Consider the following 13622-nt stretch of genomic DNA (forward strand, 5'->3'; position numbering starts at 1 on the left):
GCTATGACGTTTATTTCAATCGAGTTTTTACTCTTTCTCGCCATCTTGATGGCGATGTATTATATGGTACCGCATCGGTTTAGATGGGTCCTGTTGCTCGTGGCGAGCTACTTGTTTTACGCCACGCTCAGTATCCAGTTCATCCCACTGTTGCTTGTGAGCACCGCCTTTACGTATGTCACAGGACTCCTGATTGAACGCCAGGACGAGAAACGGCAGAAGAAACGCCTCATGCTTATGGGCGTTACGATGTTGGTCCTGTTCCTCGGCTGGTTCAAATACTTTAACTTCGTGAACGAATCGTTGCGCACGATGGCCATATCGCTAGGTTGGAACTATGAGATCCCGTATCGAGACGTCGTCTTGCCGCTCGCGATTTCGTTTTATACATTCCAAGCGATCAGTTATTTCGTCGATTTGTATCGCGGGAAACTGAAGGCCGAGCGCCATTACGGCTATTTCTCAATTTACTTCGCTTTCTTCCCGCAGTTAGTGGCGGGGCCGATTGAGCGGGCCAAGAAATTACTCCCTCAATTTAAGGCGGAGCAACGGTTCGATTATGAACATGTCAGTTACGGGATGAAGCGGATCGCTTGGGGCTTCTTTAAAAAGACGCTCATCGCCGACCGATTGGCGCCGATGGTCGCAAGTGTGTTCAGTCAGCCAGACCCGACCGGTTCAGAGATTGTGCTCGGCACGATGTTGTTTTCGATTCAATTGTACGCCGATTTTTCAGCCTGCAGCGACATCGCCATCGGCAGCGCTCGGTTATTCGGCATCAAGTTGACGGAGAACTTCCGACAGCCTCACTTCGCGGTATCGATCGCCGACTTTTGGAACAGATGGCACATCTCGCTCTCGACATGGCTCCGCGATTATATCTTTATCCCTTTATGCAAAGGGAAAAAGAAGCGCTATCAGATTTATGTCGCCATCATCATCACGTTCTTGGTGAGCGGCATCTGGCATGGGGCAGCTTGGAGTTTCGTCTTATGGGGGCTGATTCATGGTCTGTACCGCGTGTTCGGAGATGCGACGAAACATCAGCGGGAACAGATGGCATCCTTCATTCGACTCGACCGGACGCCTGAGCTTCATAAATGGTTGAAGATCGCGGTCACGTTCCAGTTAGTTTGTTTCTCGCGCGTTTTTTTCGTATCCGACTCGGTCGCGCAAGCGTTTCACCATGCCCGGCTGTATGTGACGCCGTCGTCATGGGCGCCGCTGGAACTGATGAACGCCCTTGAACTGTTCTCGTTGCTCGATTTACTCGTGTTCCTCTTCTTCTTTACGACCGTCCACGTGTTTCAGTACATCGAACGGACGAAGGGTTCGGCATGGGACTGGTTGGCCGGGCGTTCGGCTTTTACGAACGTGGCAATTCAACTGTTCGTAATCGTCTCGGTAATTGTGTTCGGTGTTTCGAGTGAAGGGTTCATTTACGGTGGTTTCTAAGTGAAAGGAATGGCTATGAGAAGTATATGGATGAAAATTGCGGTGATCATCGGAATCGTTGCCCTGTTGTTGATTCCGCTCAACAACTTTGTCAAAGAGTCGTGGGCATACAATAACAACCGCGGCATATTGGCGTTTCAAGAAGACCCGACCCCTTTAGATATCATCAACTTGGGGACGTCGCACGCGATGTTCGGCTATGCGTTCAAGCCGCTCGGCCTGTCGCATCTCGATTTGGCGCTACCGAGCCAAACGATTGAATACGATTTGAAGATGTTGAAGCAGTTCGACGAGCATCTGCGTCCGGGTGGGGTCGTCATCGTCTCGCTCTCGCAAATCACGTTCAGCAACGCGGAGATCGGTCGGAAAGAAAACTATTTTCAGGTATTGGACCGGGAAGACATCGAACCGGTCAGCACGTTCGACTACTATACGTATACGTCGATTCCCGCGTTGAACAGCGGGAGCGTCTATACGGCGCTGTCGCGAGAAATTCGAGACTTTCGCTGGGAGTCTCACAAACCGTGGGTGAATAACGGTAAGAACTATTCAGAACGGAAATACGAGATGGTCGAAGCGCAGTATAAGCAAGCCGTGGAGAATCGTGACATCGAACATAATATGAAGCGGCTCCAAGAGATTGTCGAGTATAGCGAGGCGCAAGGTTTTCGCGTCGTCTTGGCGATGGAGCCGGTGCACGCCTCATATCACGCGTACTTTGATGAGGCGGTCATGGATCGACTCGTCTATCAGCATCTGCAATCGCTCGAGCTGGACGTCCCGTTCTTGAACTATATGAGGGATGAACGATTCGTGAATCAGCGAGACTACTTCCATAACCCCGATCATTTGAACGGGAAGGGACGGGCGCTCTTGTCCTCTCTCGTCTATGGAGACTTGAAGCGACTCGGCTATCTATGAAAAAAAGGAAATCTACCGCAGCGTAGATTTCCTTTTTATGTGGTCACGTATCAAGCGTGGACCTCGCTCATCAACGCATGCGTGTTGCCCTCAGAATCTTTGAAGAAGGCCATCCACGTTCCTGTTTAACGCGTTTGGCGGATGCGTTGAACCGTCAGCAGTCCAATCGCCAGGATGAGGGCAAGGCCAATCCATGTGAAGACGTAAATAAATGGCGAACCGGTCGTCCCGATGGCCACCTCGTTTTGAAGCATGGTGACGTTATCCGTCTCGGCGATGATATCCGGTTCGTAATTGAGCGTGCGAATGAAGCCGATTCCGAACGTGGCGACAGCGTAAACCAAATGGAGTGCTGCAGATAGAAGAAGAGCGAGTCTGATTTTTTCAAAATGGTGCTCCTTTTTGGATATAATCATGTATAACGATAGTATAGAGAGAAATTCCTAAACCTGACAGACAAGGAGTGAGACTTATCGAAACCGTTTATTTAGCAGGTGGCTGCCTGTGGGGCGTCCAGGCGTTCATCAAGACGTTACCCGGTGTCATTGAAACAGAAGCCGGACGTGCCAATGGGACGACGAACACGCTTGATGAGGACTATGATGGATACGCCGAATGCGTCAAAACAACGTTTGACCCAGAAGTCGTTACGATCGATGAATTGATGGATTACTTGTTTGAAATCATCGATCTGTATAGCGTCAATCGTCAAGGCGAGGACGTCGGGGAGAAGTATCGGACCGGTGTCTACAGCGAGGATCTTCGGCATGTGGATGCGGCCCGTGCGTTTATCCACAGACGGCGTGATGTCGACCGGATTGCACTCGAGGTGTTGCCGCTCACGAACTATGTACGGAGTGCGGACGAGCATCAAGACCGGTTAGAACGCTGTCCGGACGATTATTGCCATATCCCGCAAACGTTGCTCGATAAATACAAATAAGAGCCGACACAGCGTTGTGTCGGCTCTGTTTCGTTAATCGCGTGTGAGCACGTTGACGAGCAACTGATGCACGACGTCATGGTCACGTACGTCGTGTAGCTTATAGTCTTTCCCGGGCAATGTATACCACTCGGACGCCCCGACATACGTGATGGCGAGTTCGAGCGTGCCGTCTTCTTGGCACGTCGTCTTCAGTTCGAGCTCCCCGCTAATAACGCCGACTTCTTCAGTCATAACGCCATGTGAGGCTTTGAATGTAGAGGAATGTTGATGCATAGCGGACTCCTTTCTGAATCAGTAAATGCAAGCGTTGATGGCAGTTTGCAGGGCCGCTTTCTCCGATGACTGGAGGCTTAGTCCCCAACGGCTCTTCGTCTCGACCCACATCTTCGCGTAAGCACAACGAGCCCCGGTCCGTGTCGGTTGCCATGTTGATGGATCTTGGTCACCTTTTGAGCGGTTCGAGCTAGCTGAGACGGCAATCAGTTGCGGGCCAGTTAAATCGTTGGCGAAACTTTGGCGTTTCGTCGTCGTCCAGCTGTTTGCGCCTGAACGCCATGCTTCAGCCAAAGGTACGACGTGGTCGACGTCGAGGCTAGATGGCGACGTGAATGTGAGCCCATCGTAGTAACTGTACCATGACCCTGACGTGACCGGGCAGTCGCCGACGTATGAGTCCGCGTCGCGTTTCAAGACGATTTGACGGGTGTCACAACCATTGCCTTGACCGCTCCAATGGGGAAATAAGTCGCGGCTATAGCCGGTCATCGCACCTTCAGTCTTGACCGTCAACGCGTTCAACTTCGTGAGAGCGCTCGACTTCGACGGGATACCCGGCGGGAGCGCCGAGGCGGTCGGAGTGGTTAAGTGAAGCGTCGTGACGACTAAGACGATGGCGAACAAAGAACTGATGCATTTTTTCAACATGTTTGTGCCTCCTATTATGTATGACGACTGTACGACTCGCACCCTCATTTTCCGGATGCACATCGAATATACACGGCAAAGTCGGCAAAAAGATTGAAATTTACGAAAATGAATCAAAAGATTAGAAAAGTTGAGGTCAGGGACATGAGACATGACATCAGACGTCCCGGCTTTAGAACTACTGACATACGCGTGAGCAACAACTATTGGTATAATGAAGTCGGTTTGTAGTCAAGAACGAAGGAGTTGGAACAGATGAATCAAAAAGACATCGCGGCAATCCGCAAGCATTTCAAGTTGAATGCGGAAGCGGTCAAAATCGCTGAAATTTATAATATTTACATCCGGCAAGACAGCAACGAGATCTTCCACGAAGAGATGCGGTCGTTCCCGTTTTTGGAGCAAGAGCATCAGGAGCTATTTTTGACGAGTTTCAAGAAAGTACTCGGCGGTAAGCTCGACGAGAAGCTGTTTGAAGTGAAGTTCCGGACCCCGGAAGCGGGTCAGACCGACCATACGCAGACGCTATTGTACAAAGGATTGCAAACGGATGACACAGAGGACTGGGCCGCTTCGATGCAGAAAGTCGCGTTGAAGATGGTTCAAGACGCTCCGTTCGAAAAAGATGTCGTCGTCACGTTCATTCGCTTCCAATACAATAAACCGACGCGGCGTCATTCTGAAGAGACGGAAATCGATATGCGCGACGAGGTTTACACGTCGCGGTTCATCCTCGGCAGCATCAACCAGACCGAACTGCCGAAACAGTCGCTCGTGTTCGACTTTATCGAACGTGAGTACAAATCGAACGTCTTCATTAATCCCATCATCAAACTCGACGCACCCGTCGGCGGTTTCTTGTTCCCGTGTTTCACGGACAACGCGGCCGACGTCAACCATGTCTTGTATGCGGCCCAGAAGGCGCACCAACCGGACTTCGGTTTTATCGAGAACGTGTTGAATGGCACCGAGATCGTGACGGCGGTCGAAGAGAAAGCGATGTTCGAAGAAGTCGTCAAAGCCGTTATCGGGGAGGAAGTCAACTTGGCGACGCTCGCCACCGTCTATGAAGAGATCAATTATTTGATCGTCGCGGAAGAAGAGCGTGAGGACGAGGACGAGACGGTCCCGATGCTTGACGCACGAGCGGTCGAGGTCGTCTTGAAAGCGAGTGGCGTCGAGGACGTGACGACGGAGAAAGTCGAGCAGGCGTTCAAACAAGTCGTCGATGACACGAAATACGAGATGAAGGCGAGCAGCGTCGTCCCGAAGTATACGTCGAAGTCGATTAAAATCAACACGAAAGTCGCGAATATCACGATCAGCCCGCAAGATTTGAAATACGTGAAGCAAGTGAACGTGAAAGGCAAACGATGTCTGTTAATCGAATTAGAAGAGGACACGGAAATCGAAGGATTCAAGTTGATCTCGGAAGAACTGTTCGACTAATTCATCTCGGCTGGACGAAATCCGTTGCACCCGACAGAGCTGATTGAGCATGTGCTCGCAGCGATTGTTCTCTTTACGATGTTATGTATTTCACGGGAAATGGTGAACGGTGATTCGTACGCTGGCTGTGCTCTGTATGCAAGGTAGAAGTGACCGGATATCGTGCACGAAACAATGCGGAATTGAAATTTTTAGAGTGAGAGATGAAGGTTCAGGCGACATTGCCTGAGCCTTTTTTTGACAATTAGGTGAGGAAGGTTGAATTCAAGACGTGTTATCGGTATGATTCTGTTGAAAGCGTTCTCTCGAAACCGCTATTTTTTTACTGTTTTTCGAAAGCGCTTTCGATAACGTGGTCAAAACATAAAAAAGGCTCGGAGAGATCAAACTCTCCGAGACCTGGATTGGTTATTTATGTGCTTTACTCACTTTTAGCTTTTTGCCTTTGATCGGTGTCGACTCCATCGCCTGAAGGACGAGTGAGCCTTTCCCGTTCAAGATGTCGACGTACGTCATCTGATCGGTGATCGTGATGATGCCGATGTCTTCGACTGTCACACCTGGGATTTTGGCGATCGTGCCGACGAAGTCGATGGCACGAAGTTTTTTCTTCTTCCCGCCGCTGAAGTGAAGCTTCAGGATGTCTTGGTTGATGCGGGCCGTCTTGTTGTTACGGACGACGCGTCGACCGCTCAACTTCTCTTCGAACGCCGCTTTGCCGCGAGCGACTTGTGCTTCGGTTGGGGCGTCCATCATCGGGATCTCGAACTTGATGAACGCTTCGATGGCGCGAACGAATTTACCTTCATAAGGAGTCGCGAGCGTAAGAGCTTTCCCTTTGTTACCGGCACGGCCTGTCCGTCCGGTCCGGTGTACGTAGCTCTCTTTTTCCATCGGCACGTCATAGTTGATGACGAGATTGACGTTATCGATATCGATGCCGCGTGCTGCGACGTCTGTCGCGACGAGATAACGGAAGTTGCCCGTCTTGAACCCTTCCATGACGGCGAACCGGTCTTCTTGCTCGAGTCCGCCATGGAGCCGTTCGCAAGAATAGCCGGCCTTGTCGAGCTCGCTGTACACGGTGTCGACATGTTCTTTCGTCCGGCAGAAGATGAGGCAGCTGTCAGGATTTTCGACGACAGTGATGTCTTGTAACACCGACAACTTGTCTTCATTGCGGACTTCGATCAAGCCGTGCTCGATCGTCGAGGCCGTGACGCCAGCAGACTCGATCGAGATGCGGGTCGGCTCGTTCATGTGTTGTTTGCACAGACGCTCGATGTCATTCGGGAACGTGGCCGAGAACACCATCGTGACGCGATCAGTCGGTAGCTTTTGAATGATGGCTTCGACGTCGGCGAGGAAGCCGCGGTTCAACATCTCGTCTGCCTCATCGATGATCAAGTACTTGATTTGGTCCAAGACGAGCGTTTCACGTTCGATATGGTCCATGACACGTCCCGGTGTCCCGACGACGATATGCGTCTTCTGTTTCAAGTCTTCACGTTGTTTTGAGAACGGTTCTTTCCCGTAAACGGCAGTCGCCTTGATTCGTTTGAAGCGGCCGATGTTCGTCATGTCTTCCCGGACTTGGACGGCGAGCTCGCGTGTCGGTGTGAGAATTAACACTTGTGGTTTGTTTTCTTCCCACTCGATCATTTCAGTGATAGGAATGCCGAATGCGGCCGTCTTGCCGCTCCCGGTCTGTGCTTTGACGACTAGATCTTGGTGCTCGAGTGCGAGCGGGATGACTTTCTGTTGCACTTCTGTCGGTGCCACGTACTTCATGATACCGAGTGCGCGTTGGATGTCTTCACTTAAGCGGTAGTCCGCAAAGTTTGGTTGATTCATATGTTTACCTCGTTTTCGTGTAAGAAACTTCTGTTGTAGAAATTTTCATTAGCAATTTGGATTACGTCTCATTATACACGAAAGGGAGCGGTTCGTCGTTCATCCGTGAAATCGAGCGAGTGCGAAGGGGGAGAGGTCGACCTGACGTCTACCGTCTAACGCTAGTTGCGTCAACATTTCACCGATGACACGACCGAATTTGAAGCCGTGTCTGAACAAGTAAGATTTAAGTCAACGGATAAAGCTGTCATCAGCAAGGTAGCGGTGATTGAGAAAGGAGCATTCAGTTCATGTCGACTCAAAGTAACTCATACGAACGGTTAGTTGACGAGTTAAGTGCAGTACATATTCGAGAGACGATTGATGGCATCGAGACGACGATCAAACCGATCCCGGACTTAAACAAACAAGGCGACCTCGACCCGCGCGTGTTAGCGAACACCAATCAACACGTAACAGGCGATGAGGCACCGGCACCGTTTGACCTTGAGGCCGTCCGCGCGAGCATGGGCTGGCCGAACCGTGACGTGACGACACGTCCTATCACGACGGAACCGATCACGATTCCAAGCCTTGAAGGCGACATCCCGGCCCGACTCTATCGGCCCGAGTCAGGTGAGCCGTTACCGGCCGTCCTGTTCTTCCACGGCGGCGGTTTTTTCGGCGGGACACTCGATACGGTCGAGAACCCGTGCAAAGCGCTCGCTGAGAAAGCGAACGCGGTCGTCGTCTCGGTCGACTATCGGCTCGCGCCGGAGCATCCGTTCCCGGCTGGCTTGCATGATTGCTTTCAAGCGGTCAAATGGGTATACGACCAGGCCGATGCGCTCGGGGTGTTGCGAGACACTATCGCCGTCGCGGGCGACAGCGCCGGGGGGAATTTGGCGACCGGCTGCTGTTTACTCGATCGTGCGCAACAGACGAGCATGATCAGCTTCCAGGCACTCATCTATCCGGTCGTCAATTTAGGGTCGGTCCCGACAGATGATTACGCATGGGACATCGCACAATATGATATCGGACATCATCACGACTTGATGCGCGGGATGGTGCTAGCGCTCAGCGACGCGGATTCGATGTTCAACAACATTTATTTACAAGGTGCGACTGACGTGACGCATCCGCTCGTATCGCCGCTTTTGGCAGATGACTTGAAGAACCTTTCGCCCGCGCTCATCGTGACGGCGGAGTACGATTATTTGCGCTTAGAAGGCGAGGCGTATGCGCGGAAACTCGCGCGCGACGGCGTGAAGACGAGACTGATCCAATACCGAGGGATGGACCACGCCTTCCTCGATAAAATCGGGGACTATCCGCAAGCTGAAGACTGTATAAACGAAATCGCAAACGAAATGAAGGAGCTGACAACATGAAACATTACACATTGAACTGGGATACGTATAAACAACTGGCGCGAACGGCGGTCGCCGAAGGGGCTGTCCTCTTAAAGAACGAACAGACGCTACCGATCCAGGCGGGGACGACCGTGTCCGTGTTCGGTCGCAGCCAATTCAATTACTATAAGAGCGGGACCGGCTCAGGCGGGATGGTCAACGTCTCCCACGTGACGAGTCCGCTCGAGGCGCTCCAAGCGAGCGAAGGTATCCAGCTGAACGAGTCGCTCCTTCAGACGTATGAGGCGTGGGTCGAAGAAAACCCGTTCGACAAAGGTGTCGGCTGGGCCGGCGAACCGTGGTCACAGCCGGAGATGGCCGTCACGGACGCGCTCGTCGCGGAAGCGGCAGCCAAGTCGGATATGGCGCTCATCATGATCGGGCGTACGGCGGGTGAGGACCGTGACAACACGGCCGACCCGAGCAGCTACTTGTTGACCGAGATCGAGAACGAGTTGATCGAGAAAGTGTCGAAGGCGTTTACGAAGACGGCCGTCGTCTTGAACGTCGGCAACATCATCGATATGAAGTGGGCGACGGACTATGAGCCGAGCGCGATTCTTTACGCATGGCAAGGGGGATTAGAAGGTGGGACCGGGCTCGTCGATGTACTCACAGGCAAAGTCAGTCCGTCCGGCAAGTTGACAGACACGATCGCCCGGTCGATTGACGACTATCCGTCGACGAAAAACTTTGGTCACGCCGACAAAGGAATTTATCAAGAAGATATTTATGTCGGCTATCGCTATTTCGAGACGTTCGCGAAAGACGAGGTGCTCTATCCATTCGGTTTCGGGTTGTCGTACACAAGTTTCAGCACGGAAGTCGTTGAAGCGAGTGAACAGAACGGTTTGATTACGATCAACGTCGCGGTGACGAACACCGGGGCAGTTGACGGGAAAGAAGTCGTGCAACTGTATGTCGAGAAGCCGCAAGGCGTCCTCGGTAACCCGGCGCGCGCCCTCGTCGCGTTCGATAAGACAGGTCTGCTTGCACCAGGAGAGCGGCAAACGCTCGAATTCTCCGTCCCGGTCACGGACTTTGCGAGCTATGACGATCGTGGCGTCACCGGACACGCATCGAGCTTTGTCTTAGAAGCAGGGACGTACCGGATTCACGCTGGGACGGACGTCCGTTCAGCTGTCGCGGTCTTTGACTATGAGCTCGCCGAACTACAAGTCGTCGAGACGCTCAGCGAGAACATGGCGCCGGTCACACCGTTTGACCGCATCAAGCCGGTCGCAAGCGGTCAAGGATATGAAGTCAGCTATGAAGAAACACCGCTGCGCCAAGTTGACGTCGAGGCACGTTATCTCGCCGAACGTCCGATGCAGCGCCATCAGACAAGCGACAACGGCTTGAAGCTGACGGACGTCTATCACGGGAAAGCCGAGCTTGAGACGTTCCTCGACCAGTTGACGGATGAGGACCTCGCCTGTATCGTCCGCGGACAAGGCATGAATTCGCCTCGCGTGACACCAGGGACGGCCGCCGCGTTCGGCGGCGTGTCGGACCGTTTGAACGAGCTCGACATTCCGGCCGCTTGTTGCGCGGACGGTCCGTCTGGTATCCGGATGGACATCGGCACGAAGGCGTTCGCGTTGCCGAACGGGACGCTGTTGGCGTCAAGCTTCAACGTGGCGTTGATCGAAGACCTGTTCGAGATGACGGGACTCGAGATGCGGAAAAACCGCGTCGACACGTTGCTCGGACCAGGGATGAACATCCATCGTAATCCGCTCAACGGACGGAACTTCGAGTACTTCTCGGAAGATCCGCACGTGACGGGCAAGATGGCGATCGCCCAGTTGAACGGGATGCACCGCGTCGGCGTGACCGGTACGCTCAAACACTTCAGCGCCAACAACCAAGAAGCGCACCGCCACGACATCGACTCGGTCGTCTCGGAACGGGCGTTGCGCGAGATTTATTTGAAAGGGTTCGAGATGGCCGTCAAAGAAGGCAAGGCGACGTCGATCATGACGACGTACGGTGCCGTCAACGGCGTCTGGACGGCCGGGCTGTATGATCAGAACACACGTGTCCTTCGCGACGAGTGGGGCTTTGAAGGCATCGTCATGACCGACTGGTGGGCGAAAGTGAACCACCATGAAGATGAGCCGGCGAACCGTCAGAACACGGCGGCGATGGTCCAGTCGCAGAACGACTTGTACATGGTCGTCGACCGTCCGGATACGAACTCGTTCGACGACAATACGGGAGCGGCACTCGCTGCCGGTACGTTGACGCGGGCGGAACTGTTGCGGAGTGCGGCGAACATTTGCCGCTTCGTCTTGCAGTCTCCGGCGATGGAGCGTCTGCTCGGGCTTCATGACGGTTCAGTCGAAGTGATCGGACTCGACGAAGAAGCAGGACAAACGATCGATTTCGATGTGACGTATCAGCATCTTGCGAACGGAGAGAGCGTCAGCTTGATCGACGCGGACACATCGACGGGAAACACGCACGTCTTCGCCGTATCGGTCGATGAGACGGGCACGTACGACGTGACGATCACGGCCCGTTCGGAAGCAGGAGAGCTCGCTCAAATGCCTGTGACGCTATTTGCGAACAACATCCCGGGTCCGACGTTCACGTTTAACGGAACGGGCGGGGAATGGGTGACGCAGACGAAGCAACTGTTCTTCTTGAACCAACACAACTACTTGCAGCTTTACTTCACACTCGGAGGTCTCGACGTGAAAGACATTACGTTCACGCTTGCTGACTCGTTCAGTATGAAGAACGGATAATTGAAAAACGCCGTCTCGGAAACGAGGCGGCGTTCTTTATATGCGTTCAAGTGATTTTACGGCGTGACGTAACGTCTCGGCCTCTTCATTCTCCCATCCGTTCCGGTCGATCGCGTTGAGAAGCTGGTATGTCGTTTTGATGAGGGCCTGTTTCAGCTCTTCGATCAATACAGTTCCCATGAGCACGTGACGTGTATCACTGCCTACGTATAGGAGTTCGGCCTCTGTCGCGTTCACTTTTCTCGCAATCACATCGTCTCGTCCGTCCATAAAGGAGAATGAATACTTTTCGTGTAGTGGCGCGGATAAAAGGGCACGACAACTGTCAATCCACCATTTCAAGACGATGACGACAAAATCGGACCAGCCTTGGCCAGGGAAATATATATAAGAGTCAATAATGAAGGAGATATCACCGACGATTTGAGTTTCATAAGTTAAAGAGTCGACATTTAGTTCGATTGAGATTTGTTCGCCCATGACTGTCACACATCCAGTTGCAGAATGATTTTTGTGAACGTTTTAAAATCATCGATGTGCTTTTCGAGAATCGCTTCAAGAATTTCGAGTTGGAGTGCTTGGTAGTCGTGGACGGCGATATTACGGAATCCGACCATGTTCATGAGCGTCTTCGCTAAGGCACTATCAATGATACCTGCTTCCTCGAGCATGATGAACCCGTCCCGGCTCGTCTTAGGAACGCCCAACTTTTTTTGACTGACTAGGTACATCGCGATATCGATACTCGCTTCACAGGCGCGTTGGATGTTGAGAATGATACTGTCTTGCTTCGTGAAATCGTTTAGGTGATCTGGATTATCGTCATACACGTCATGGATTCGCTGAAGACAGCGCTCGATTGTCGTCACTTTGTTCAACACAACATCATTCATCGAATACACTTCCTCTAGCTTTGATTTCTTTCAAGACGATGTCTCGTTGTTCGTTCAATTCAGCATACATCCGAAAGGCTTTCATCTGTTGTCGCGTAAATTCGTTCTGATCTTGAATCGATAATGGAACGCCCTCTGAGAAAATTTGCATGGCAAAGACGGTGTCGACTTCACGGATATCGATCAAGTCGACGTCTCGCCCGCATAGAAGCGCTAATTCGCTCGCCAAGGCAAAGCGATTATATGGTGAGAGTCGCTTCTGACCGAAGTATGCTAAATCGACATCACTATCCTCACGATCTGTTCCTTTGGCGAATGACCCGAATAACAAGATGAAATCAGCGTCGGTCTCACGTTGAATCGTTTCAGCGACAGCTTGTTTTACTTTTTCAGAAATCAATCTCTCACCTCCTCATCTCATTATACGCCCTGTTGTGTCGGCGTGAACATTCATTCCATCAGAAAAAATGAACCATAGTCGGGTATATACTCGTATAGAGGACAACAGACATAAATTGGAGGGATGACGATGAACACGCTTTACATGAAACAGAAAGTCTTCAGCTTGCGCGGACGGTTCACGATCAAGGACGCGGATGAAAACGATATGTATTTCGTCGAAGGGAGCTTTATGAAGCTGCCGAAGTCGTTCACCATCTCGGACAAGGATGGGCGGGAGATCACGACCATTACGAAAAAGACATTCAGCTTCTTACCGAAGTTTTACGTCGACGTCGAGGGTGAGGAGACGATGACGATCTCAAAAGAGTTCACCTTCTTCAAACCGCGTTATACGATTGATGCAGCAGGGATTGAAATCGATGGCGACTGGTGGGATATGGACTTCGAGGTGACACAGAACGGGCAAGTCATCGGCAGCGTCCAGAAAAAATGGTTGTCATGGGGCGACACGTATGAGATTCAAGTGATCGATGAGACGATGGAGCACATGCTCATCTCGATCGTCGTCGCCATCGATTGTGTGAAATCAGATCAAGCGGCAGCGAGTGCGGCCACATAAAGGGGATTGAAC

General features: G+C 52.0%; 14 protein-coding genes. 7 read left to right on the forward strand and 7 right to left on the reverse strand.

The genetic code is table 11. The annotated features are described in order from the left end of the window. Positions 1-3: 3 nt before the first annotated feature. Both A6395_RS08695 and A6395_RS08700 read left to right on the forward strand, forming a co-directional pair. On the forward strand, positions 4-1455 hold the full coding sequence (locus tag A6395_RS08695) for an MBOAT family O-acyltransferase (protein ID WP_071398698.1): 1452 nt from the start codon (positions 4-6) through the stop codon (positions 1453-1455). A gap of 30 nt (positions 1456-1485) precedes the next feature. Further along, entirely contained in the window at positions 1486-2376 is an 891-nt protein-coding gene (locus A6395_RS08700; RefSeq protein WP_252100529.1) for a hypothetical protein, read from the forward strand. 125 nt (positions 2377-2501) lie between these two features. Here A6395_RS08700 and A6395_RS08705 read toward each other — a convergent pair whose 3' ends face one another. Next, positions 2502-2792 carry a hypothetical protein gene (locus A6395_RS08705; protein WP_071398699.1) on the reverse strand — a complete coding sequence of 97 codons (291 nt, stop codon included), beginning with the start codon at positions 2790-2792 and terminating at the stop codon, positions 2502-2504. A 56-nt stretch (positions 2793-2848) separates the two neighbouring features. On the opposite strand from A6395_RS08705, the gene A6395_RS08710 reads away from it, so the two are divergent. Further along, complete coding sequence (locus tag A6395_RS08710; RefSeq protein ID WP_071398718.1) at positions 2849-3319, forward strand: peptide-methionine (S)-S-oxide reductase; 471 nt, start codon at positions 2849-2851, stop codon at positions 3317-3319. Between the two features lie 33 nt (positions 3320-3352). Here A6395_RS08710 and A6395_RS08715 read toward each other — a convergent pair whose 3' ends face one another. Together A6395_RS08715 and A6395_RS08720 are read right to left on the reverse strand one after the other, a co-directional pair. Then, entirely contained in the window at positions 3353-3595 is a 243-nt protein-coding gene (locus A6395_RS08715; RefSeq protein WP_071398700.1) for a hypothetical protein, read from the reverse strand. An 18-nt stretch (positions 3596-3613) separates the two neighbouring features. After that, on the reverse strand, positions 3614-4246 hold the full coding sequence (locus A6395_RS08720) for an HNH endonuclease family protein (RefSeq protein WP_071398701.1): 633 nt from the start codon (positions 4244-4246) through the stop codon (positions 3614-3616). Between the two features lie 255 nt (positions 4247-4501). Here A6395_RS08720 and A6395_RS08725 point away from each other — a divergent pair, with 255 nt between their 5' ends. Further along, positions 4502-5695: a DUF4317 domain-containing protein gene (locus A6395_RS08725; RefSeq protein WP_071398702.1), complete on the forward strand. Its 1194-nt coding sequence runs from the start codon at positions 4502-4504 to the stop codon at positions 5693-5695. Between the two features lie 408 nt (positions 5696-6103). Here the strand turns inward: A6395_RS08725 and A6395_RS08730 are convergent, their stop codons facing one another. Next, positions 6104-7549: a DEAD/DEAH box helicase gene (locus A6395_RS08730; protein WP_071398703.1), complete on the reverse strand. Its 1446-nt coding sequence runs from the start codon at positions 7547-7549 to the stop codon at positions 6104-6106. A 290-nt stretch (positions 7550-7839) separates the two neighbouring features. On the opposite strand from A6395_RS08730, the gene A6395_RS08735 reads away from it, so the two are divergent. Beyond that, positions 7840-8922, forward strand: a complete 1083-nt coding sequence (locus tag A6395_RS08735; RefSeq protein WP_071398704.1) for an alpha/beta hydrolase — start codon at positions 7840-7842, stop codon at positions 8920-8922. Then, on the forward strand, positions 8919-11696 hold the full coding sequence (locus A6395_RS08740) for a glycoside hydrolase family 3 C-terminal domain-containing protein (protein ID WP_071398705.1): 2778 nt from the start codon (positions 8919-8921) through the stop codon (positions 11694-11696). Before A6395_RS08735 ends, A6395_RS08740 begins: the two co-directional genes overlap by 4 nt. A 36-nt stretch (positions 11697-11732) precedes the next feature. Here the strand turns inward: A6395_RS08740 and A6395_RS16195 are convergent, their stop codons facing one another. From A6395_RS16195 to mntA, 3 genes are all read right to left on the reverse strand, one after another. Next, entirely contained in the window at positions 11733-11966 is a 234-nt protein-coding gene (locus A6395_RS16195) for a hypothetical protein (RefSeq protein ID WP_233589705.1), read from the reverse strand. A gap of 215 nt (positions 11967-12181) precedes the next feature. Further along, positions 12182-12589, reverse strand: coding sequence for a type VII toxin-antitoxin system HepT family RNase toxin (gene hepT / locus A6395_RS08750; RefSeq protein ID WP_071398706.1), 408 nt, complete (start codon positions 12587-12589; stop codon positions 12182-12184). Further along, on the reverse strand, positions 12582-12989 hold the full coding sequence (gene mntA, locus A6395_RS08755) for a type VII toxin-antitoxin system MntA family adenylyltransferase antitoxin (protein ID WP_070327991.1): 408 nt from the start codon (positions 12987-12989) through the stop codon (positions 12582-12584). Before mntA ends, hepT begins: the two co-directional genes overlap by 8 nt. A gap of 129 nt (positions 12990-13118) precedes the next feature. Here mntA and A6395_RS08760 point away from each other — a divergent pair, with 129 nt between their 5' ends. Continuing rightward, positions 13119-13610: an LURP-one-related/scramblase family protein gene (locus A6395_RS08760; protein WP_070327992.1), complete on the forward strand. Its 492-nt coding sequence runs from the start codon at positions 13119-13121 to the stop codon at positions 13608-13610. Positions 13611-13622 lie beyond the last annotated feature (12 nt).

The sequence above is a fragment of the Exiguobacterium sp. SH31 genome, from assembly GCF_001816105.1.
In the GTDB taxonomy this organism is placed as follows: domain Bacteria; phylum Bacillota; class Bacilli; order Exiguobacteriales; family Exiguobacteriaceae; genus Exiguobacterium; species Exiguobacterium aurantiacum_A.

Excerpts from the sequence above, each read along its gene's own strand:
- A6395_RS08720 (WP_071398701.1), bottom strand. The coding sequence starts at position 4,246 with ATGTTGAAAAAATGCATCAGTTCTTTGTTCGCCATCGTCTTAGTCGTC.
- A6395_RS08725 (WP_071398702.1), top strand. The coding sequence starts at position 4,502 with ATGAATCAAAAAGACATCGCGGCAATCCGCAAGCATTTCAAGTTGAAT.
- A6395_RS08700 (WP_252100529.1), top strand. The coding sequence starts at position 1,486 with ATGAAAATTGCGGTGATCATCGGAATCGTTGCCCTGTTGTTGATTCCG.
- A6395_RS08705 (WP_071398699.1), bottom strand. The coding sequence starts at position 2,792 with ATGATTATATCCAAAAAGGAGCACCATTTTGAAAAAATCAGACTCGCT.
- A6395_RS08695 (WP_071398698.1), top strand. The coding sequence starts at position 4 with ATGACGTTTATTTCAATCGAGTTTTTACTCTTTCTCGCCATCTTGATG.
- A6395_RS16195 (WP_233589705.1), bottom strand. The coding sequence starts at position 11,966 with ATGGACGGACGAGACGATGTGATTGCGAGAAAAGTGAACGCGACAGAG.
- A6395_RS08760 (WP_070327992.1), top strand. The coding sequence starts at position 13,119 with ATGAACACGCTTTACATGAAACAGAAAGTCTTCAGCTTGCGCGGACGG.
- A6395_RS08715 (WP_071398700.1), bottom strand. The coding sequence starts at position 3,595 with ATGCATCAACATTCCTCTACATTCAAAGCCTCACATGGCGTTATGACT.
- A6395_RS08740 (WP_071398705.1), top strand. The coding sequence starts at position 8,919 with ATGAAACATTACACATTGAACTGGGATACGTATAAACAACTGGCGCGA.
- A6395_RS08735 (WP_071398704.1), top strand. The coding sequence starts at position 7,840 with ATGTCGACTCAAAGTAACTCATACGAACGGTTAGTTGACGAGTTAAGT.
- A6395_RS08730 (WP_071398703.1), bottom strand. The coding sequence starts at position 7,549 with ATGAATCAACCAAACTTTGCGGACTACCGCTTAAGTGAAGACATCCAA.
- hepT (WP_071398706.1), bottom strand. The coding sequence starts at position 12,589 with ATGAATGATGTTGTGTTGAACAAAGTGACGACAATCGAGCGCTGTCTT.